This is a genomic window from Clavibacter sp. GW821-FHT01D01 (genome assembly GCF_059422605.1).
Genome location: NZ_JBWKXC010000018.1, coordinates 15228 through 33644, shown reverse-complemented (window position 1 = coordinate 33644; position 18417 = coordinate 15228). Strand labels below are relative to the sequence as shown.

Annotated in this window: 19 protein-coding genes; 9 read left to right on the top strand and 10 right to left on the bottom strand. The window is 75.1% G+C overall.

Going from position 1 to position 18417, the window contains the following annotated elements; all coding sequences use genetic code 11:
* Positions 1-81: 81 nt before the first annotated feature.
* The 4 genes from AC07VC_RS15810 to AC07VC_RS15795 form a co-directional block, all read right to left on the bottom strand.
* Complete coding sequence (locus tag AC07VC_RS15810) at positions 82-1095, bottom strand: hypothetical protein (RefSeq protein WP_494676176.1); 1014 nt, start codon at positions 1093-1095, stop codon at positions 82-84.
* Between the two features lie 43 nt (positions 1096-1138).
* Positions 1139-1273 carry a hypothetical protein gene (locus AC07VC_RS15805; RefSeq protein WP_494676175.1) on the bottom strand — a complete coding sequence of 45 codons (135 nt, stop codon included), beginning with the start codon at positions 1271-1273 and terminating at the stop codon, positions 1139-1141.
* Between the two features lie 41 nt (positions 1274-1314).
* A complete protein-coding gene (locus AC07VC_RS15800) occupies positions 1315-2193 on the bottom strand; it encodes a fumarylacetoacetate hydrolase family protein (RefSeq protein WP_094116220.1) in 879 nt (292 codons plus the stop codon).
* An 89-nt stretch (positions 2194-2282) separates the two neighbouring features.
* Positions 2283-4796 (bottom strand): ATP-dependent DNA ligase, encoded by a 2514-nt coding sequence (locus AC07VC_RS15795; RefSeq protein WP_494676174.1) that lies wholly within the window; start codon positions 4794-4796, stop codon positions 2283-2285.
* Positions 4797-4856: 60 nt separating this feature from the next.
* Here AC07VC_RS15795 and ku point away from each other — a divergent pair, with 60 nt between their 5' ends.
* Entirely contained in the window at positions 4857-5954 is a 1098-nt protein-coding gene (gene ku / locus AC07VC_RS15790; protein WP_494676173.1) for a non-homologous end joining protein Ku, read from the top strand.
* A 3-nt stretch (positions 5955-5957) separates the two neighbouring features.
* Here the strand turns inward: ku and AC07VC_RS15785 are convergent, their stop codons facing one another.
* Complete coding sequence (locus AC07VC_RS15785) at positions 5958-6941, bottom strand: DNA-3-methyladenine glycosylase family protein (protein ID WP_494676172.1); 984 nt, start codon at positions 6939-6941, stop codon at positions 5958-5960.
* 58 nt (positions 6942-6999) lie between these two features.
* On the opposite strand from AC07VC_RS15785, the gene AC07VC_RS15780 reads away from it, so the two are divergent.
* The 5 genes from AC07VC_RS15780 (at position 7000) to AC07VC_RS15760 (ending at position 12261) form a co-directional block, all read left to right on the top strand.
* Positions 7000-8472, top strand: coding sequence for an FAD-binding oxidoreductase (locus AC07VC_RS15780; protein ID WP_494676171.1), 1473 nt, complete (start codon positions 7000-7002; stop codon positions 8470-8472).
* A 69-nt stretch (positions 8473-8541) separates the two neighbouring features.
* Positions 8542-9747 carry a PrsW family intramembrane metalloprotease gene (locus tag AC07VC_RS15775; protein WP_494676170.1) on the top strand — a complete coding sequence of 402 codons (1206 nt, stop codon included), beginning with the start codon at positions 8542-8544 and terminating at the stop codon, positions 9745-9747.
* Between the two features lie 88 nt (positions 9748-9835).
* Positions 9836-10114 (top strand): DUF3072 domain-containing protein, encoded by a 279-nt coding sequence (locus AC07VC_RS15770; protein ID WP_094116216.1) that lies wholly within the window; start codon positions 9836-9838, stop codon positions 10112-10114.
* Between the two features lie 87 nt (positions 10115-10201).
* Entirely contained in the window at positions 10202-10807 is a 606-nt protein-coding gene (locus tag AC07VC_RS15765; protein ID WP_494676169.1) for a recombinase family protein, read from the top strand.
* An 83-nt stretch (positions 10808-10890) separates the two neighbouring features.
* A complete protein-coding gene (locus tag AC07VC_RS15760; RefSeq protein ID WP_494676168.1) occupies positions 10891-12261 on the top strand; it encodes a D-alanyl-D-alanine carboxypeptidase/D-alanyl-D-alanine-endopeptidase in 1371 nt (456 codons plus the stop codon).
* A gap of 81 nt (positions 12262-12342) precedes the next feature.
* Here AC07VC_RS15760 and AC07VC_RS15755 read toward each other — a convergent pair whose 3' ends face one another.
* From AC07VC_RS15755 to AC07VC_RS15735, 5 genes are all read right to left on the bottom strand, one after another.
* Complete coding sequence (locus AC07VC_RS15755; RefSeq protein WP_317229625.1) at positions 12343-13005, bottom strand: response regulator; 663 nt, start codon at positions 13003-13005, stop codon at positions 12343-12345.
* The gene (locus tag AC07VC_RS15750; protein ID WP_317229626.1) at positions 13002-14243 is read right to left on the bottom strand and encodes a sensor histidine kinase; all 1242 of its coding nucleotides are present in this window, start codon (positions 14241-14243) and stop codon (positions 13002-13004) included. The genes AC07VC_RS15755 and AC07VC_RS15750 overlap by 4 nt, the downstream gene beginning before the upstream one ends.
* 80 nt (positions 14244-14323) lie before the next feature.
* A complete protein-coding gene (locus AC07VC_RS15745) occupies positions 14324-14533 on the bottom strand; it encodes a hypervirulence associated TUDOR domain-containing protein (RefSeq protein ID WP_104289739.1) in 210 nt (69 codons plus the stop codon).
* Positions 14533-15330, bottom strand: a complete 798-nt coding sequence (locus AC07VC_RS15740; RefSeq protein ID WP_494676167.1) for an SDR family NAD(P)-dependent oxidoreductase — start codon at positions 15328-15330, stop codon at positions 14533-14535. The genes AC07VC_RS15745 and AC07VC_RS15740 overlap by 1 nt, the downstream gene beginning before the upstream one ends.
* A gap of 113 nt (positions 15331-15443) precedes the next feature.
* Positions 15444-16004, bottom strand: a complete 561-nt coding sequence (locus AC07VC_RS15735) for a Dps family protein (protein WP_094116209.1) — start codon at positions 16002-16004, stop codon at positions 15444-15446.
* 268 nt (positions 16005-16272) lie between these two features.
* Between AC07VC_RS15735 and AC07VC_RS15730 the strand changes: the two genes are divergently transcribed.
* The 3 genes from AC07VC_RS15730 to AC07VC_RS15720 all read left to right on the top strand — a co-directional run bounded on the left by AC07VC_RS15730 (position 16273) and on the right by AC07VC_RS15720 (position 18409).
* A complete protein-coding gene (locus AC07VC_RS15730) occupies positions 16273-17175 on the top strand; it encodes an SMP-30/gluconolactonase/LRE family protein (protein WP_494676166.1) in 903 nt (300 codons plus the stop codon).
* 53 nt (positions 17176-17228) lie between these two features.
* Positions 17229-17795 (top strand): type 1 glutamine amidotransferase domain-containing protein, encoded by a 567-nt coding sequence (locus AC07VC_RS15725; protein WP_317229630.1) that lies wholly within the window; start codon positions 17229-17231, stop codon positions 17793-17795.
* An 83-nt stretch (positions 17796-17878) separates the two neighbouring features.
* Positions 17879-18409 (top strand): hypothetical protein, encoded by a 531-nt coding sequence (locus AC07VC_RS15720; RefSeq protein WP_317229631.1) that lies wholly within the window; start codon positions 17879-17881, stop codon positions 18407-18409.
* Positions 18410-18417: the final 8 nt, after the last annotated feature.

The window sequence follows — 18417 nt, the reverse complement described above, 5'->3', positions numbered from 1 at the left end:
GGCAAGGTCGTCGGCAGCGTCAGATGTGGAGAAGAGACAGGACCCGAGGGTCCGCGGCGCGCCGTCGTGCGTGGTGCGGCGTCAGTCGTCCGACGGGTCGGCGGTACGCGCCGGCGTCGTGCCCGACGCGTCGGCGGGGGCCGGGTGCGCGGTCTCCTCGCGGTGCACGGATCCGGCGATGTCGGCCGGGGTGGGCACATGGCCGGCGGGGGCCGCGGGGGCCGCCTTCGGCTTCGGCGACGGCGTGCGCGCGGCCTTCCTCGCGGGGGCCGCCGGCGCGGCAGGGGCCGCCGCGGGCTCCTCCGCCGCGGGCTGCTCGTCGGCGTCCGCGGGCTCGCCCAGGTCGTCCGGGCCGAGCGTGTCGAGGTCCTCGTCGGCGTCGTCGTCGCTGCCGTCCGCCGAGGCGTCCGCCTCGCCGTCCCGGGCGGCGCCGTCCGCGGGGATCCCCACGGGGCCGGTCTCGTCCTCGTCGTCGAAGGAGGCGAGCGCCTCGTCGCGGGCCTCGGCGGCGCTGAAGACGGCGCGGCGGCCGGCCTCCTCGCCGCGCTCCCGCAAGTCCTCCGCGGTGGCCTGGACGCGCGTGCGCGCCTCCTCGGCCGTCTCGACCACGCGGTCGCGGACGTCCTCCGCCGTCTCGGCGACGCGGTGGCCGACCTCGGTGGCCTGCTGGCCGACGCGGTCGACGACGTGCTTGGTCTGGTCGGCGGTGCGCGTGCCGAGGTCCTTCGCGGTGTCGCCGACGCGGCCCGCGATGTCCTGCGTGGTGCTGCCGACCCGGCCCGCGACGTCCTGCGTGGTGGCGCCGATGCGCTCGCCCACCGAGTGCGCGGTGCGGCCGACGGCGACCGCCGCTCCCTGGACGGCGTGGCCGACGAAGTCGGCGACCTCGCGCGCCGTCTCGACGGTGCGCTCGACGACGACCGGGCCCTTCTCGTCGAGCACGGACTGCGCCTCGCGGACGCCGCGCTGGACGGGCTCGCTCGACCAGACGGAGCGCGACGCCCGGGCGATGCCCTCGTAGCGCTTGCGTCCGGCGCGCGCGCCGAGGACGTAACCCGTGCCGATGCCGGCTAAGAAGATGAGGCGGTTGATCATCCCTCCACCCTAGACGCGGTGGTCGGGGGACGGCCGGGAGGGGCTAGGCGTCGCCGTGGGCGCGGCCGGTGGCGTCGTGCAGCTCGTCGGTCTCGGGATCGGCCGCGTCGGGCGCGGACAGGTCGGCGTCCTCCGGGATGGAGTGGTCGTGGATCGGGTCCTGCGGCTGGTCGGTCATGCCCCGAGCCTACGCGCGGGCGCCCGTCCGGCCGCCGCCGGTCAGAGGATGCGCGTGTGCGTCGTGAGCGACCCGATGCCCTCGACCGAGACGGTGACCGTGCTGCCGTCCTTCAGGAAGATCTGCGGGTCGCGGGAGTACCCGGCGCCGCTCGTCGTGCCCGTGGAGATGAGCGTGCCCGGCTGCAGGGTGGAGGAGGTGCTGAGGTAGGAGACGAGGCGCGCGACGGTGCGGACCATGCCGCTCGTGCGCCCGTCCTGCACCGTCTCGCCGTCGAGGACCGTGGTGATGCGCAGGTCCTGCGGGTCGGCGACCTCGTCGCGCGTGACGACGACGGGACCCGTGGGGGAGAAGCCGTCGAAGCTCTTGCACCGGCTCCACTGCTGCTCCGAGAACTGCAGGTTGCGGGCCGTGATGTCGTTGACGACGGTGTAGCCGAACACGTGGTCGAGCGCGTCCTCCTCGGACACGTCGCGGGCCGCGCGGCCGATGATGACGCCGAGCTCGACCTCGTAGTCGACCTCCTCGCTGAGCGAGCGGGGCCAGCTGGTGGTCCCCTCGTGGCCCGACAGCGAGTTCGGCCAGAGCGCGAAGACGGTGGGGGCGGAGGCGCTCGTGATGTTGAGCTCCTCGGCGTGCGCGGAGTAGTTGAGGCCCACGGCGTACACGGCCGGCGGGCGGAGGACCGCGGAGGCGTGCGTGAGGCCGTCCACCGGCGTCGTGCTGGTGCGGCTGGCGACGGCGCGCTCGACGGTCGCGCGGACGCGGGCCATCTCGTCGTCCCCGCGCTCGATGAGGTCCTGCAGGTCGCGCGGCGACTCGTCGAGGACCTCGTCGAGGAAGAGCGCCTGGCCCTCCGAGACGATCGCGGCCAGTCGGGGGGTCACGCCGTCGTCGGCGAGCAGGTGGGCGAACTTCATGCCCCGAGCGTATCGGGCGGAGGTGTCCGGCCGGCGTTGCGGTCATAACGTGCATGGGGCCGCGGATCGTCCCTGCGTGCCCCGGGCGGTCAGTCCTCCCGGACCACCTCGTCGGGCCGCTTGTCGTGCCGCCAGCCGCGCCACGAGGCCTGGCGGAGCCGACCCGTCGCCGTCCACTCCGCGAACTCGACCTCGCCGACGAGGCGCGGCGTGACCCAGTGCGCGTCGCGGGCGTCGGCCGCCGGCACGTCGGCGAAGGGGCTCGTCTTCCGCGCCAGCGGGCGGAGGCGGCGGAGGACGTCGGCGAGGTCGCGCTCCGTGAACCCCGTGCCGACGCGTCCCGCGTAGGCGAGGCCGTCGGGACCGGGGACGCCCACGAGCAGCGAGCCGACGCCCGCGGAGCGGCTGCCGGATCCCGGCCTCCAGCCGCCCACGACGACCTCCTGCGCCCGGTGGTGCTTGACCTTCACCCACGCGCTCGAGCGCCGGCCCGACTCGTACGGCGCGTCGACGCGCTTCGCCACGATGCCCTCGAGGCCGAGCTCGCGGCTCGTGGCGAGCGCCTCGTCGAGGTCGCCGTCGAAGGCGGGCGGCACCTGGATCCGCCCGCGGCCGGGCGAGCGCACGGCGTCGAGCAGCGCGGCGCGGCGCTCCCGGTAGGGCGCGTCGACGAGCACGCGGCCGCCGAGCGCGAGGGCGTCGAAGAGCATGAGGTGCACGGGCGCCGACCTCCGGGCCCGCTCGACGTCCTTCTCCCGCGTCAGCCCGAGGCGCGTCTGCAGCAGGCCGAAGTCGGGACGCCCGTCGGCGCCGAGCACGACGATCTCGCCGTCGAGCACGGCGGCATCGACGTCGAGCCGCTCGGGGAGCTCCGCGAGCTCCGGGAAGACCGCGGTGAGGTCCACGCCGTTGCGGCTCGTGAGGGTGGCCCGGCCGCCCTCCACGACCGCGATCGCGCGGTAGCCGTCCCACTTCATCTCCACGGCCCACTCCTCGTCGGGGTCGAGGCCCGGGCCCTGCGCGGTGGTCGCCAGCATGGGCGCGGGCGCGCTGGCGGCGCCTCCCCGGCGGCGGGCGCCGACCCGCGTGCGCCCGCCCGCGGTCTCGAGCGAGGCCGGGCGCGCGGCCCTCGCGTGCGGCCGCCCGGGGGCGTCCGCCGGCTCCATCAGGTGGATCAGCCAGTTCGCGTCGGCCTTCCCGTGCCCGCCGGTGTGGATGAGCGCGTAACGGCGCGGCCCGTCGATGCCCGTGCCCGCGCCCCGGCCGTGGAGCGTCGCGATGACCTCCTTCCCGTCCCGCCACTTCTCCAGCTCGTAGGTGCCCGCGTCCCAGATGGTCACCTCCCCGCCGCCGTACTCGCCCGCCGGGATCGTGCCCTCGAAGGCGCCGTACTCGACCGGGTGGTCCTCGGTCTGCACCGCGAGGTGGTTCGTGCCGTGCTCGGTGGGCACGCCCTTGGGGAGGGCCCAGCTCACGAGCACGCCGTCGTGCTCCAGCCGGAAGTCCCAGTGCAGGGCGCGGGCGTGGTGCTCCTGGATCACGAACGACCGGCCCTCCGAGGGCGCGGGCGCCTCGGCGGGGACGGGCTCGCTCGTCTTGGCGGCGTCGCGCTTGGAGCGGTAGGTCGCGAGGCGGTCGGCGGCGGGATCCCCGGCGGGCTCCTTCCGCGCGAAGCCCGCGAGCCGCTCTCGGGTCGGCTCCAGGCTCTCGCGGTGGCCCTCCTCGACGGGGGCGAGCGGGTCGGCGCGCCTCCGCATCCGGGCGAGGACCTCGTCCATCTCCAGGTGCCGCAGGGTCGGCGACGCGAGCTCCCGCCAGGTGCGCGGCACCGCGACCATGGGCCGCGACCGCCCGCGGAGCGAGTACGGCGCGATCGTGGTCTTGTTCGGGTTGTTCTGGCTCCAGTCGACGAGCACCTTGCCCGAGCGGAGCGCCTTCCGCATGTCGCTGACCACGAGGTGCGGGTGGTCGGCCTCCAGGGCGCGCGCGAGCTCGTGCGCGACCTCGGAGATCGCGGCCGCGTCGTGGCTGCCGTCGAGGGCGGCGTAGAGGTGGATGCCCTTCGATCCGCTCGTCACCGGGTACGGCTCGAGGTCCATGTCCCGGAGGATCGCGCGGGCCGCCTTCGCGACCTCCACGCACTCGGGCAGGCCGGCGCCGGGACCGGGGTCGAGGTCGAGCACGAGGCGGTCCGGGCGGCGCACGTCGCCCGTGCGTCCGAAGCGCCACTGCGGCACGTGCAGCTCGAGGGCCGCGATCTGCCCCAGCCAGGTGAGGGTCGCGACGTCGCCGACGAGGGGGTAGTCGTTCGCGTGGTCGCGGTGCTGGATCGCCCGCCGCTGCACCCAGTCGGGCGTGTGCGCGTCGAGGTCCTTCTGGAAGAACATCTTCCCCGGGTGCTCGTCGGTGCCCACGCCGTCGACCCAGCGCTTCCGGGTGACGGGCCGGTCGCGGAGGTGCGGCAGCATGTGGGGCGCGACGGCGGCGTAGTAGGCGATGACGTCGCCCTTGGTCGTGCCCGTCTCCGGGTACAGCACCTTGTCGAGGTTCGACAGCGCGATCCGGTGCCCGTCGACCTCCACCTGCTGCCTCTGCCCCGCCATCGCTCCAGCATGGCCCCGTGCGGCCGGGGCGCGGCGGCCGGGCGGGTGTTCACTGGGTCCATGAGAGCCATCTGGAAGGGCGCCGTCACCTTCGGCCTCGTCAACGTGCCCGTGAAGGTCTACAGCGCCACGCAGGACCACGACGTGCCGCTGCACCAGGTGCACGACGCCGACGGCGGGCGGATCCGGTACCAGCGCCGCTGCGAGGTGTGCGGCAAGGTCGTCGACTACGCGCACATCGACAAGGCGTTCGACGACGGCGACCGCACGGTCGTGATCACCGAGGAGGACCTCTCGTCCCTCCCGGAGGAGAGGAGCCGCGAGATCGACGTGGTCGAGTTCGTGCCGAGCGACCAGGTGGACCCGGTGATGCTCGACCGCAGCTACTTCCTCGAGCCCGACTCCTCGAGCCCGAAGTCGTACGCGCTCCTCCGCCGCACGCTGCAGGAGACGGACCGCACGGCGATCGTGCACGTGACGCTCCGGCAGCGCACCCGCCTCGCCGCGCTGCGCGTGCGCGGCGACGTGCTGATGCTGCAGACGCTCCTCTGGGACGACGAGGTGCGGGAGGCCGACTTCCCGTCGCTCGACGCCGCACCGAAGGTGTCGCCGCGGGAGCTGAGGATGTCGGCGCAGCTGGTGGAGGGCTTCGCGGAGGACTTCGACCCGTCGAGGTTCAGCGACGAGTACCAGGAGCAGCTGCGGACCCTCATCGACGCGAAGCTCGCCCAGGGCGACTCGCTCGACACCGACGCGACGTTCGGGGAGTCGGACGACGACGAGGACTCGAGCGGCGAGGTGCTCGACCTCATGGACGCGCTCAAGCGGAGCATCGAGCGCAGCCGGGGCGGGAGCGGCGGCGGCGCGAAGCGGAAGGCGCCGGCGGGGGAGGGGGCTGGCGCGAAGGGGAAGGCGGCGGCCGCGAAGAGGAAGACGACGAAGGCGGCGACGAAGAAGGGCACGTCCGCCGGGAAGACGGCGTCGACCGGCAAGGAGTCGGCGTCGACCGCCAGGAAGACGACGTCCGCCGCGAAGGAGCCGACGACGGCGAGGAAGGGCGCCGCCGCGAAGGGGTCGTCGTCCGCCGCGAAGGAGTCGACGGGCACGGGGAAGGCGCCCGCGAAGCGCACCGCGGAGAAGGAGGGAAGGAGCGCGTAGGCGTCAGCCCGCCGCGGGCATCCCGTCGGTCATGACGCGCCACAGGTGCAGGGTCGCGTAGGAGCGCCAGGGCGACCAGGCGGCGGCGCGCGCGTCGAGGGCGCGCGCCTCGTCGGGGAGGCCGAGCGCACCCGCGCCGCGGCGGACGATGAGGTCGCCGGAGAGCAGGATGTCGGGCTCGCCGAGGGCGCGCATCGCGACGTAGTCGGCCGTCCACGGCCCGACGCCGTGGAAGGCCACGAGGGCGGCGCGGAGCTCCGCGCGCGGCATCCCGTGCTCCACCACGAGCTCGCCGGTCTCGAGCGCCTCCGCGAGGCGCACCAGGGTCGCGGTCCGGCGGGCGGGGCCCCGCAGGAGCTCGGCGCCGTCGCGGGCGATGCGGGCGGCCGAGGGCGGGAGCCGCGTGACGGATCCGTGCGCGACCGACGCGGGCAGGTCCTCGCCGAGGTCCGCCGTCATGCGGCCGTGCGTCGCGCGGGCGGACGCGACGGAGATCTGCTGGCCGACGATGGTGCGGAAGAGCGTGCTGCGCGGATCCAGCGTGCCGGGGATGCGGAGGCCGGGCGTGCCGCGGACGGCGGCCGCGAGCGCGGGATCGCGGGCGAGGTCGTCGTCGATGCGGGCGGAGTCCACGTCGAGGCCGAGGAGGCGGCGCGTGCCGGCCATCAGCTCCGCCGCGTCGGCCTCGTGCTCGACCCGCGTGACGACCTCGACCCGGGTGGCGCCGTCCGCTGGCCTGCCGGCGTCGCCCTCGTCCCCGGAGCGGTCGTCGACGCCCTCCACGTCGAGCAACCGCACGGACACCGTCCCCGCGCCATGGGCGAGCCGGGCCGACTGCGTGAAGCTCGTCGCGTCCCCCTCCTCGGCGCCCGTGACGGCGTGCCAGGAGAGGAAGCGGATCACGCCGCCGCCGTCGAAGGGCGCCGGCACCTCGATCACGGAGCGGGAGACGTGCGCGGCCGCGGGGCCGGCGTCGGAGGGGCGCATGCCCTCAGCCTGCCGGACGCCCCCGACCGCCGCGCGCGGGCGACCTAGTCTGGATCGCATGATCGACGACGACGTGATCCGCGCCGCGCTCCCCGACGCGGGCACCGCCGCACCTCCGACCGGCCCCGGCAGATCCGCGGCGCACACCGACGACGACGTCCGCGCCCTGCTGGTGGCGGCCCTCGGCGACGTCGTCGCCACCGACCCCGACTCCCTCGACGACGCCCGCTCGGACCGGTCCGGCTACCGCAGCCCCGCGGACCCCGTCGCCGTCGTGCGCGCGACCGCGGTGGAGCACGTCGTCGCGACGCTCCGCATCGCGAGCGCCACCGGCACGCCCGTCGTCACGCGCGGCGCCGGCACGGGCCTCGCGGGCGGCGCCACGGCGACCGCGGGCGAGATCGTGCTGTCGGTGCGCGGCATGGACCGGATCCTCGAGGTGAGCGAGGCCGACGAGCTGGCGGTCGTCGAGCCCGGCGTCCTCAACGACGACCTGAACGCCGTGCTCGCCCCCCGGGGCCTCTGGTACTCGCCGGATCCCGCGAGCAAGGCCATCTCCACCATCGGCGGCAACATCGCCACCAACGCGGGCGGGCTGCTCTGCGCCAAGTACGGGGTGACGCGCGAGGCCGTGCTGGCGCTCACGGTCGTGCTCGCGGACGGCCGGGTGGTGGACACGGGACACCGCACCGTGAAGGGCGTGACGGGGTACGACCTCACCGCGCTGATGATCGGCTCGGAGGGGACGCTCGGCGTGATCGTGCGGGCCACCGTGCGCCTGCGCCCGCTGCCGACCGCCACGCCGTCCACCGTCGCCGCCGCGTTCCCGGACTCCACGTCGGCGGCCGCCGCGGCGTCGGCCATCACGGCCGCGCGCATCCGGCCCGCCGCGATGGAGCTGCTCGACGCCGGCGCGCTCGAGGCGATCGACGCGTACCTGGGCACGGCGCACTCCGCGCGCGGATCCGCCCACCTCCTCGTCCGCTGCGACGGACCGGACGCCGCGGCGGAGGCCGCGCGGGTGGTCGCCGTCGTCGTCGCGGGCGGCGGCACGGCCGACGTGACCGACGACGCCGAGGAGGGCGAGCGCCTCCTCGCGGTGCGCCGCGCGTTCCACCCGGCGCTCGCCGCCCGCGGCCGCGTCCTCATCGAGGACGTCGCGGTCCCGCGGTCCCGCCTCGCCGACATGCTCACGCGCATCCGCGCCATCGAGCGGGAGACGGGGCTCGCCATCCCGACCGTCGCGCACGCCGGCGACGGCAACCTGCACCCGAACTTCTGCATCCCGGAGGACCCGACCACGCCCGACGGCGACGCGACGGGCATCCCGGACGCGGTCTGGCACGCCGCCGACCTCCTCTTCCGCGCCGCCGTCGACCTCGGCGGCACGCTCACGGGCGAGCACGGGGTCGGTCTCCTCAAGCGGCGGTGGCTCGCCGACGAGCTGGGGGAGGACGTGATGGGCCTGGCCGCCGGGATCCGCCGCGTGTTCGACCCGGCCGGCATCCTCAACCCCGGCAAGGCGGCCTGACCGGGGCCCGGACGCCGGCCGGGCCCGCCAGTAGGCTGGCGACGCCGATCCGCCGAAGAGAGGGCCGTCGTGACCGACCCGTCCATCCCCGTGACCGTCCACCGTCCCTCGCCGGCCTCGCCGCCGCCGTCCATGGACCTGCCGGCGCCGCACCCGCCCGGGCGCATCACCACCTCGGCCGTGCTCGGCGTCGTGGGCGTCGCCGTGCTGCTGCTCGTCGGCCTCGTCGTCGCCGCCTACCTCGTGCTCAGCCTCGGGGTCCAGGCCGTCGCCGTGTGCGCGCTGCTCGCCCTCATCCCGCTCGGCTTCGTGCTCCTCGCCGTCCGGTGGGTCGACCGGTGGGAGCCGGAGCCCCGGCTGGCGCTGCTGTTCGCGCTGCTGTGGGGCGCGGCCGCGTCCGTCGCGATCGCCCTCGTCTTCGACCTCGTGGTGCAGTACGCGCGGCTGGCCGTGGGCGTGCCGACGCGGTACACGGATTTCCTGCAGCTCGCGGTCCAGGCGCCCGTGGTGGAGGAGTCGGCCAAGGCCATCGGCCTGCTCCTCATCTTCTGGGTCGCGCGCCGCCACTTCGACGGCCCGGTCGACGGCATCGTCTACGGCGCCACCATCGCCGCGGGCTTCGCCTTCACCGAGAACATCGTCTACTTCGGCGGTCCGCTCGTGCAGGGCACCACGGGCGAGCTCGTCGGCACGTTCGTGCTGCGCGGGCTGTTCTCGCCGTTCGCGCACGTGACGTTCACCATGATCACGGGCATCGCCATCGGCTACGGAGCGCGCCGCGGCCCGGGCGCCGCCCTCGGCTCCGGCGCGATCGGCCTGGTCGGCGCGATCGTGCTGCACGCCCTCTGGAACACGGGCGTCACCCTCACCGGCGACTTCCTCTCCTTCTACGTGCTGCTCCAGGTGCCGATCTTCGCGTTCCTGGTCGTCGTCGTCATCCTGCTGCGCCGGTACGAGATCCACCTCACGCGCCGACGCCTCCGCGAGTACGCCGCGGTCGGCTGGTTCACGCCCGCCGAGGTCGAGATGCTGAGCACCTGGCAGGGCCGTCGTCGCGCCCGCCTGTGGGCGCGCACCCGCGGCGGCGACGCCGGCCGGGCCATGAGCCTGTTCACCCGCGACGCGACGCGGCTGGCGTTCGCCCGGCAGCGGATGCTGTCCGAGCGGCCCGCGGCGTCCGGCCGGTCCGAGGCGGGGCACCTCGACGACGAGCGCCGGCTCCTGCAGGCCGTCACCGACCACCGCGAGGCGCTCCTCGGCGGCGCCCGGCGCTAGCCGCCCAGCGTCGGCGACGCCCCCGGCGCACCGGCCGGTGTCCCCGGTCGCGAGTAGCGTCGGCGGTACGACACGAGGAGGCACCACCATGAGCGATGCGAACCAGGACACCACGGGCGGCGACGACCGGGAGATGCTCGGATCGTCCACCCCCACCCCGCCGCAGAGCGCCGAGAAGGACCCGAGCACGTGGGTCACGGGCGACGAGCCGATGACGGGCGCGCAGCGCAGCTACCTCGACTCGCTGGCCACGCAGGCCGGCGAGGAGATCCCCGCCGACCTCAACAAGGCGGAGGCGAGCGAGCAGATCGACCGCCTGCAGGAGAAGAAGGAGACCGCGTCGCCGCAGTCGGACGACGCGAGCTGAGCACCATCCGATCCATCGACGGGCGAGCGGCCACCAGCCGCCCGCCCGTCGCGGCATGACGCGGGGACGCGCCGAGAGGGAGCACGCATGACCACGCTCGTCGGGTACGCGCGCGTCGCGCGCGCCGAGGAGTCCTACCAGGACCAGGTCGACGCCCTCGACGCGGCCGGCTGCGAGCGGATCTTCGTCGACGTCGCGGGCGGCCCCAAGGCCCCGCGCCCCGGCCTGCAGGACGCCCTCGACTACCTCCGCGAGAACGACGAGCTCCTCGTCGTGAGCCTCGACCGGCTGGGACCGGGCACGTCCGACGTGGTGCGCATCCTCAACGGCCTGGAGGCGCGCGGCATCGCGTTCCGCGCCGTCCGCGAGGGACTGGAGGCCGGCACCGAGGCCGGCCGCGGCCTCTTCGCCGTGACGCTCGCCCTCGCCACCGTGGAGGCGACGACCCAGGCCGAGAAGCGCCGCCGCCGGTCCGGCGAGACGGCCCCGGCTCCCGCCGCCGCACCCGCCCCGCCCGCGCTCCCGTCGCTGCCCAAGGGCATCACGCGACGGAAGCTGCAGATCGCCGTCGAGGAGCGGTCGAAGGGGCGCGACACGGCGGAGATCGCCCGCGTCCTCGACGTGAGCGAGCGCGTCGTGACGCGCGCGCTGGCCTGGGCGGAGACGGGCAAGCAGGGCGGCCTGCTGCGCTGACGCGCCCATGTCTCGTCCTCGCGCATGAGCCGTCGGCACCCGGGACGGAGGGCCGCGGCGCTCCCGCTCCCTAGCCTGGGGACATGTCCCCACTCCGTCCCGAACGCGTCGCCCGCACCCGCGTCCGCCGCCGTCGGGACGCCGTGCTCGCCGCCGCGGTCGCGACCGCGGTCGTCGCGGCGGGGCTCCTGACGGGCGTCGTCCCCTCGCCCGTGGGCGGCCCGTCCGCGGATCCCGCCTCCTGCACGGTGGACGCGCTCACGGGCGGCTGGTCCACCGGGACGCTGCACCTCGCCGCTCGGGAGGTGGCCGGCGGCGAGGGCGCGCGCGTCGTGGACGTGCGCGGCGACGTGCCCGCCGCCACGGCGAGCACGATGAAGGTCCTGACCGCGGCGGCGGCCGTCGAGGCGCTCGGTCCTGACCGCCGGATCGCCACCCGCGTCGTGCAGGGAGGGCGCGCCGACACGGTGGTGCTCGTCGGCGGCGGCGACCCCACCCTCAGCCGCCTCCCCTCCGGCACCGACGGCGTCTACCCCGACGCCCCGCACCTCGACGACCTCGCCCGGCAGGTGCTCGAGGCCCGCCGCGCGGATCCGGCCCTCGCCGGCGTGCCGGTCCGCCGCCTGCAGGTGGACAGCAGCCTCTTCTCGGGGCCGGCCTGGCTGCCCGAGTGGCCGCTCGAGGCCCGCCGCGACGGGTCGATGTCGAACATCACGGCGCTCATGGTCGACGGCGACCGCGACGACCCCGCCGTCGCGTACTCGCGCCGGGGCGCCGCCGCCGTGCAGCGCGCGGCCGACGCGTTCGCGGCTCTCCTCGGCGACGACGTGGTCGCCGACGGCGCGCTCGTGACGGCGCCGCCCGGATCCGCCGTGCTGGGCTCCGTGGAGTCCGCGCCGGTCCGCGACCTCGTCGGCTACATGCTCACCCACTCCGACGACACCCTCGCGGAGACGCTCGCCCGGCTGGTCGCGGTGGAGACCGGGTCGGGCAGCGCGGCCGCCGACATCCAGCGCGGGACGCCGGCGGCGCTCGCGGCGCTCGACCTGCCGGTGGACGGGGTCGTGCTGGTGGACGGGTCGGGGCTGGCGGAGGCGAACCGGGTGCCGGCCGAGCTCCTCACCCGGCTGATGGTGCGCGTCGCCGAGCACGAGGGCGACCTCGCCATCGTCGATGCGGGGCTCGCGGTCGCCGGGCGCACGGGCACCCTCGCGGAGGGCGGCCGGTTCCTGGGCGAGGCCGACGCGGCCGCCGGGCGCATCCGCGGCAAGACGGGAACGCTCGCGCGGATGCACGGCCTGACCGGCATCGCGGACGCGGCGGACGGGACCCGGATCGCCTTCACGATCTGGGCCGAGGACGTGGACCCGTCCGTCCCCGCGGAGACGGCGCGCGCCGAGATCGACGGGCTGGCCACCGACCTGCACCGATGCGGCGGCGCGCTCGGCGGCTGAGCTGCCGGCGCGACGCGGCACCTGCTCGGCGCGGCACGTGCGCGGCGCGGCACGTGCACGTGCACGTGCACGGCCGGGCGGCTACGCGCCGGAGCGCTCCACGAGCCGGTGGTCGTGCGCGTAGACCACGAGCTGCACGCGGTCGCGCAGCGCGAGCTTGGCCAGGATGCTGCTCACGTGGGTCTTCACGGTCGACTCGCTGACGTACTCGAGCGCCGCGACCTCCGCGTTCGACAGCCCGCGCGCGACGTGCCCGAAGACGTCCTTCTCGCGCGCGCTCAGCGACCGGAACTCGGGCGGCGCGGGCGGTGCCGGCGCCGCGACGGCGTCGGGGGCGAACAGCTGCGTCAGCTCGTCGGGCGCGAGCACCGCGCTCCCGGCGTGCACCGCGCGGATCGCGGCGGCCAGGAACGCGGGCGTCGCGTCCTTCAGCAGGAAGCCGCTCGCGCCACCCCGGATCGCGGTCGCGGAGGCGCGGTCGAGGGCGAAGGTCGTGAGGACGATCACGCGCGGCGGCTCGGCGCGCGAGCCGTCGAAGAGGGCGCGGACGGTCTCGAGGCCGTCCATCACGGGCATGCGCATGTCGAGCAGCACGACGTCCGGCCGCACCGCGTCGATGACGGCGAGCCCCTGGCGTCCGTCGCCGGCCTCGCCGACGACCTCCAGGTCGCTCTGGGCGTCGAGGGCGACGCGCACGCCGCCGCGGAACAGCTCCTGGTCGTCGACGAGCACGATGCGGATCACGGGCGGCCTCCCGGCACGGCGATGGGGCGCGCACCCGGCAGGGGGATGCGCGCGCGGGCGGTGAACAGGTGGTCGACGGCCTCGGCCTCGAGGTCGCCGCCGACGGTCGCGAGGCGGGCGCGCATGCCCTCCACGCCCGTGCCGACGCGCGGCGCGGTCGCGTCCCCGTCCGGCGTCGCGGCGGCGTCCCCGGAGGGCGCGACGGCGTTCTCGACCTCGAGCACGACGTCGGCGGCCCGCCAGGTCTCCCGGAGCCGGATGCGGCCGCCGGGCGCGCCGTGCCGCATGGCGTTGGTCGTCATCTCCTGCGCGACGCGGCGCATGACCACCTGGCGCGCCGGATCCACCGGTCGGCGGGAGCCGCGCACCTCGTGCCCGAGGTCGACCCCCGCCGCGCGCAGCTGGGCGACCACCGCGTCGAGGTCCTGCGGTCCGTCGTCGGCGCCCGCGGGGCTGGTGCCGCTCAGGACCTCGCGCACCTCCGCGAGCGAGCGGCGCGCGGTGTCGGCGATGGTGGCGGAGACGCCGCGGATCCGCTCCTCGTCGTCGAGGAACTGCACGGAGTCGGCCTGCGCGATGATGACGGCGAGCGAGTGCCCCACGATGTCGTGCACGTCGCGCGCCATGCTGGCCCGCAGCGACTCGGTCTGCGCGAGGTCGACGGCCTTGACCGCTGTGTCCTCGGCCTGGACGCGCAGCCGCGACTCGGTCGTGCGGGACCGCACGACGCGGATCACGAGGCCCGACAGCCACGCGATGAGGAGCGCGAGCACGGGCGCCGCCGCGAACAGGGCGCTGCCGGGGCCCCCGGGCTGGGTGAGCAGGGAGAAGCGCGCGCCCGTCTGCAGGAGGTACGCGGTCGCGACCGTGCCGCCGACGAGCGCGGAGGCGGCGCCGAGCACGGCCGTCGCGCGGGAACCCCGCCGCGCGGTCGCGTACAGCACGAGGAGGAGGGCGAGGTCGGCGAAGCCGGGCCGCTCGCCCATCTGCCACTGCGTCAGCGCCATGGCCCATGCGAGCACCAGCGCGGCGCCCGGGAACACCGAGCGCACGACGATCGCGACGAGCGCGAGCGCGGCGACGGCGAGGCCGGCCTCCTGCACGTCCACCGGGGGGAGGAGCGCGAGCCCCGCGACCACGAGGCCGACGACGGCGTCGACGCCGACCTCCACGCCGTCGCGGTGACGGGGCGGGCGCGGCGTCGACGAGCGCGTCGCGGCGGCGGTCCCGGTGTCCATCGGCCACAGCCTAGGTGCGGCTCGCGCCGCGGTCGCCCCCCGCGGGTACCGGTGGCCGGTACCCGCGGGGGAGGCGCGCCCTACTTCCTCTTCGTCAGCGCCGATCCCTTGTGCGCCGCGGTCTTGCCGGACTTGTCGCTCTCCACGATGTACGCGGGCTCGTCGGACGAGGCGGTGAAGTGCTGCCCGTCGTGCTGGAAGTCCTTCGTCCTCTCCTCGACGACCTTGCCGTGCGTCTCGCCCTGCGGCGTGTTCCAGGTGACGTGGTCGCCCTTCTTCAGCTCGGCCATCAGATCGTCGCCACCGATCCGGAGTCGACGCGGTAGTTCGAGCCGTTCACGAACGACGCGAGGTCGGAGCAGAGGAACGCGACGACGTTCGCGACCTCGGCCGGCTCGCCGCGGCGCTTCAGCTCCATGTAGGGGCGCTCCTCGTCGAGGAACGAGTCGATGGCCTCCTCCTTCGAGGTGCCGAGCTGGTCGGCGCGCTTGTCCATCATCGCGTCCGTCATGGGCGTGTGGATGAAGGCGGGCGAGACGGCGTTCACCAGCAGGCCCTCCTTCGCGTAGCTGCGGGACAGGCCCTTCGACAGCGCGAGGATGCCGGCCTTGGCCGCGCAGTAGGGGAGCTCGTCGTCGTACGGCTGCACGGCGTCCTCGGAGGCGAGGAAGACGATCCGCCCCCAGCCGCCCTTCCGGAGCGACGGGAGGAACCGCTTCACGAGCCGGACGGGGCCCATGAGGTCGACCTCGATGGTGTTCGTCCAGCCCTCGTCGTCGATCTCGTGGAAGAGGCCCTGCGCCCCTGTGATGCCCGCGGACTGCACGAGGATGTCGATGTCGCCGACCGCCTCCTGCACCTTCGCGTGCAGCTCGTCGAGCGAGGCGACGCTCGTCACGTCGGCGGCGAACGCGTGCACGCGGTCACCGCCGTCGAGCTTCGCTGCGGCGGCGTCGAGCGACGCCTGGTCCTGGTCGCTGAGGACGACGGTCGCGCCCTCGTCGAGGAGGATGCGGGCGGTCTCCCACCCGATCCCCGAGTCGGCGCCCGTGACGAGCGCGGTCCTCCCTGTGATCCCGAGATCCATCCCGGTCTCCTTCCTGTGCCCGTGGCGGGCGGTCGATGCGGTGTCGCGGTCGTGACGCGACGAGGGCCGCACCTGGTGGCGCGGCCCTCGGGTCGTGATGTCGGCGCTGCTTGCTACTCGGCGGCGGATCCGACGCGGCGGTTCTCCGCGGAGACCATCCACGCGTACTGCTCGAGCGCGGTGATGAAGCCGTGGAGCAGGTCCGCGGTGGTCGGGTCCTCCTCGTCGACGTCGTCGTGGACCTCGCGCATGGTGTGCACGGCGGCCTCGAGGCGCTGGGTCACGAGGTCGACGGTCTCGGCCGTGTCGACCTCGCCCTGCGGGTACTCGGGGAGCGTGGTGTTCTCGGCGACGGTGTCGCTGCGGCCGTCCGGCGTCGCGTGCAGGGCGCGCATGCGCTCGGCCAGGTCGTCGCTGAACTCGCGGGCCGACTCGATGATCTCGTCGAGCTGGAGGTGGAGGTCGCGGAAGTTCTTCCCGACGACGTTCCAGTGGGCCTGCTTGCCCTGGATGTGCAGCTCGATGAGGTCGACGAGCACCTTCTGCATGTTCTCGTGCAGCTGCTGCGACGCCTTGAAGCCGCGCTCGGCGTTCTGGCGCTTGGTGGGCTTGGAGCCCTCGGGCTGGGTGGCCTTCTCGGAGGTGCTGGTGGGGCGTTCGACGGTCGTGGTCATGTGCGACTCCTCGGTTCTCGTTCTCGTGGGGTCGGGGGTCTCCCGATCCGTGCGGCGCGGCATCCGGTGGGATGGCCCCGCGTGGCCGGGCGCGCGATCGCGCGGCGTCCGGCCTGTCCTCGACGCTACGCCCGCCGCATCCGCGGCGCACGAACGGTGAGGGCGCTCACAGTCCGCGTGCAGGTTGCGTGCCGTGCGGGGCCCGCGGCTTCGCCCAGCGGATGGGCGGCCCCTGCCCGTCGACGCATGGCGGTGCTTGGCTGGACGCATGACCGTCCTCACCTCCGACCTCCGCGTCCTGCGCGACGTCCGCGCGATCCTCGTCGAGAGCCTCTGGTGGGATCCGTCCGGCGACGTGATGTGGAACGACATCACCGCCGGCACCCTGCACCGCAGCCCCTGGGACGGCGCGGCCGACGGATCCGACGACACGGTGCTCGAGCTCCCGCCGCCGCTCGCCTCCTTCCAGCCCGCCGACGACGGCGGGTTCGTCGCGGGCCTCGGCGACCGGATCGTGCGGGTGGACGCCCGCGGCCGCATCACCCGCGAGCTCGCCCGCGTCGAGCACGCCCACGACGGGATGCGCCTCAACGAGGGCAAGTGCGACCCCGCGGGCCGCTTCGTCATCGGCTCCATGGACGTCACCGAGGGCGAGCCCGACGGTGCGATCTGGTCCGTCGACGCCTCCGGCGCGCTCCGCACGCTGCTGGGCGGCGTCGGCACGGCGAACGGCTTCGAGTGGACCGACGGCGGCCGCACGATGATCCTCACCGACACGTCCGCGCAGACGGTCTACCGCGCGCCCTACTCCGAGGCCGGCGAGCTGGGGGAGCCGGAGCGCTGGATCCACGGCGAGATGAGCGACGGCCTGACGCTCGACGCCGACGGGTACGCGTGGAACGGGATCTACGGCGCCGGGAAGGTGATCCGCTGGGCGCCCGACGGCACGAAGGACCTCGAGATCGAGGTGCCCGCCCCCAACGTGACCTCGGTCGCGTTCGCCGGCCCCGACCTCCGCACCCTCGTCATCGGCACCGCGCGGGAGAACATGACCGAGGAGGACCTCGAGGAGCACCCGCTCTCGGGCGGGATCCTCGCCATCGACACGGCCGTCTCCGGACGCCCCGTGAATGTCTTCCGCACCCGGGTCGACGGCGCCGCGGGGGCGTAGCGTCGAGAGCGCCGTCCGACCGGGCGGCACCACTCTCACGAGGAGGAACGCACATGACCGGAGAGAGCATCCAGGGCCGGAAGGTGGCCTTCCTGCTGACGGACGGCTTCGAGCAGGTCGAGCTCACGGAGCCGTGGAAGGCCGTGCAGGAGGCGGGCGGCACCCCCGTCCTCGTGTCCCCGAAGGCGGACACCGTGCAGGGCCTCGACCACATCGACAAGGCGGACACGTTCGACGTGGACGTGCGGGTCGCTGACGCCGACGCCGCGGACTACGACGCGCTCGTGCTGCCCGGCGGCGTGGTGAACGCGGATGACATCCGCGTCGACGCCGACTCGGTCGCCTTCGCCGCGGCCTTCTTCGCGGCGGGCAAGCCCGTCGCGTCCATCTGCCACGCCCCGTGGATCCTCATCGAGGCCGGCGTGGTCGACGGCCGCCGCATGACCTCGTTCCCGACCCTCGCCACCGACCTCCGGAACGCCGGGGCCGAGTGGGTCGACGAGGAGGTCGTGGTCGACAGCGGCTTCGTCACGAGCCGGAACCCCGACGACCTGCCCGCCTTCTGCGCGAAGCTGATCGAGGAGATCGCCGAGGGCGAGCACGACGAGCAGCACGCCTGACCCGTGACGGGGCTGACCCGTCGTCGGGACGCCCGCGTCGCGCGGACGGCCCGGATCGGCTCCGGCGCACCTAGGGTGAGGGCGTGACCACGCCCTCACCCGACGCGCGCTTCCGCCAGACCACGCCCGCCCCGCGCGCGGTCCGCCTCGTCGGGCTCGTCGTCGCGGTGCTCGGCCTCGTGGTCGTCATCGCCACCGGCGGGCGAGCGGTCGGCGTGGTCGTCGGCCTGGTGCTCCTCGCCGCCGGCGCCGTCGTCGGGTCGCTCCGCATCCGCATCACGCTGGACCCGGACGAGGTCGAGGTGGCGCTCGTGCCGCTGCGGCGCATCCGCATCCCCTACGCGTCCATCTCCGACTGCACGGTCGTCGACCACCTCCGGCCGCGGACGGTCGGCGGCATCGGGGCGCGCTCCCTGCCGGGCGGCGGGGCGGCCATCCTGCTCGACGCCGGCCCCGCCGTGTCGATCGAGTCGGCGGACGGCACCCGCCACCTCGTGCGCAGCACCTTCCCCCGGGAGGCCGCCACGCGGATCCGCGACCGGGCCGCCGCGCAGCCCGTCGTCCCCGAGGGCGACGGATCCGGCCCGCAGGGTCCCCGTCCGGGCACCGCCTAGGCTCGTCG

Excerpts from the sequence above, each read along its gene's own strand:
- AC07VC_RS15795 (WP_494676174.1), bottom strand. The coding sequence starts at position 4,796 with ATGGCGGGGCAGAGGCAGCAGGTGGAGGTCGACGGGCACCGGATCGCG.
- AC07VC_RS15730 (WP_494676166.1), top strand. The coding sequence starts at position 16,273 with ATGACCGTCCTCACCTCCGACCTCCGCGTCCTGCGCGACGTCCGCGCG.
- AC07VC_RS15780 (WP_494676171.1), top strand. The coding sequence starts at position 7,000 with ATGATCGACGACGACGTGATCCGCGCCGCGCTCCCCGACGCGGGCACC.
- AC07VC_RS15770 (WP_094116216.1), top strand. The coding sequence starts at position 9,836 with ATGAGCGATGCGAACCAGGACACCACGGGCGGCGACGACCGGGAGATG.
- ku (WP_494676173.1), top strand. The coding sequence starts at position 4,857 with ATGAGAGCCATCTGGAAGGGCGCCGTCACCTTCGGCCTCGTCAACGTG.
- AC07VC_RS15735 (WP_094116209.1), bottom strand. The coding sequence starts at position 16,004 with ATGACCACGACCGTCGAACGCCCCACCAGCACCTCCGAGAAGGCCACC.
- AC07VC_RS15760 (WP_494676168.1), top strand. The coding sequence starts at position 10,891 with ATGTCCCCACTCCGTCCCGAACGCGTCGCCCGCACCCGCGTCCGCCGC.
- AC07VC_RS15810 (WP_494676176.1), bottom strand. The coding sequence starts at position 1,095 with ATGATCAACCGCCTCATCTTCTTAGCCGGCATCGGCACGGGTTACGTC.
- AC07VC_RS15750 (WP_317229626.1), bottom strand. The coding sequence starts at position 14,243 with ATGGACACCGGGACCGCCGCCGCGACGCGCTCGTCGACGCCGCGCCCG.
- AC07VC_RS15785 (WP_494676172.1), bottom strand. The coding sequence starts at position 6,941 with ATGCGCCCCTCCGACGCCGGCCCCGCGGCCGCGCACGTCTCCCGCTCC.
- AC07VC_RS15745 (WP_104289739.1), bottom strand. The coding sequence starts at position 14,533 with ATGGCCGAGCTGAAGAAGGGCGACCACGTCACCTGGAACACGCCGCAG.
- AC07VC_RS15725 (WP_317229630.1), top strand. The coding sequence starts at position 17,229 with ATGACCGGAGAGAGCATCCAGGGCCGGAAGGTGGCCTTCCTGCTGACG.
- AC07VC_RS15765 (WP_494676169.1), top strand. The coding sequence starts at position 10,202 with ATGACCACGCTCGTCGGGTACGCGCGCGTCGCGCGCGCCGAGGAGTCC.
- AC07VC_RS15740 (WP_494676167.1), bottom strand. The coding sequence starts at position 15,330 with ATGGATCTCGGGATCACAGGGAGGACCGCGCTCGTCACGGGCGCCGAC.
- AC07VC_RS15805 (WP_494676175.1), bottom strand. The coding sequence starts at position 1,273 with ATGACCGACCAGCCGCAGGACCCGATCCACGACCACTCCATCCCGGAG.
- AC07VC_RS15800 (WP_094116220.1), bottom strand. The coding sequence starts at position 2,193 with ATGAAGTTCGCCCACCTGCTCGCCGACGACGGCGTGACCCCCCGACTG.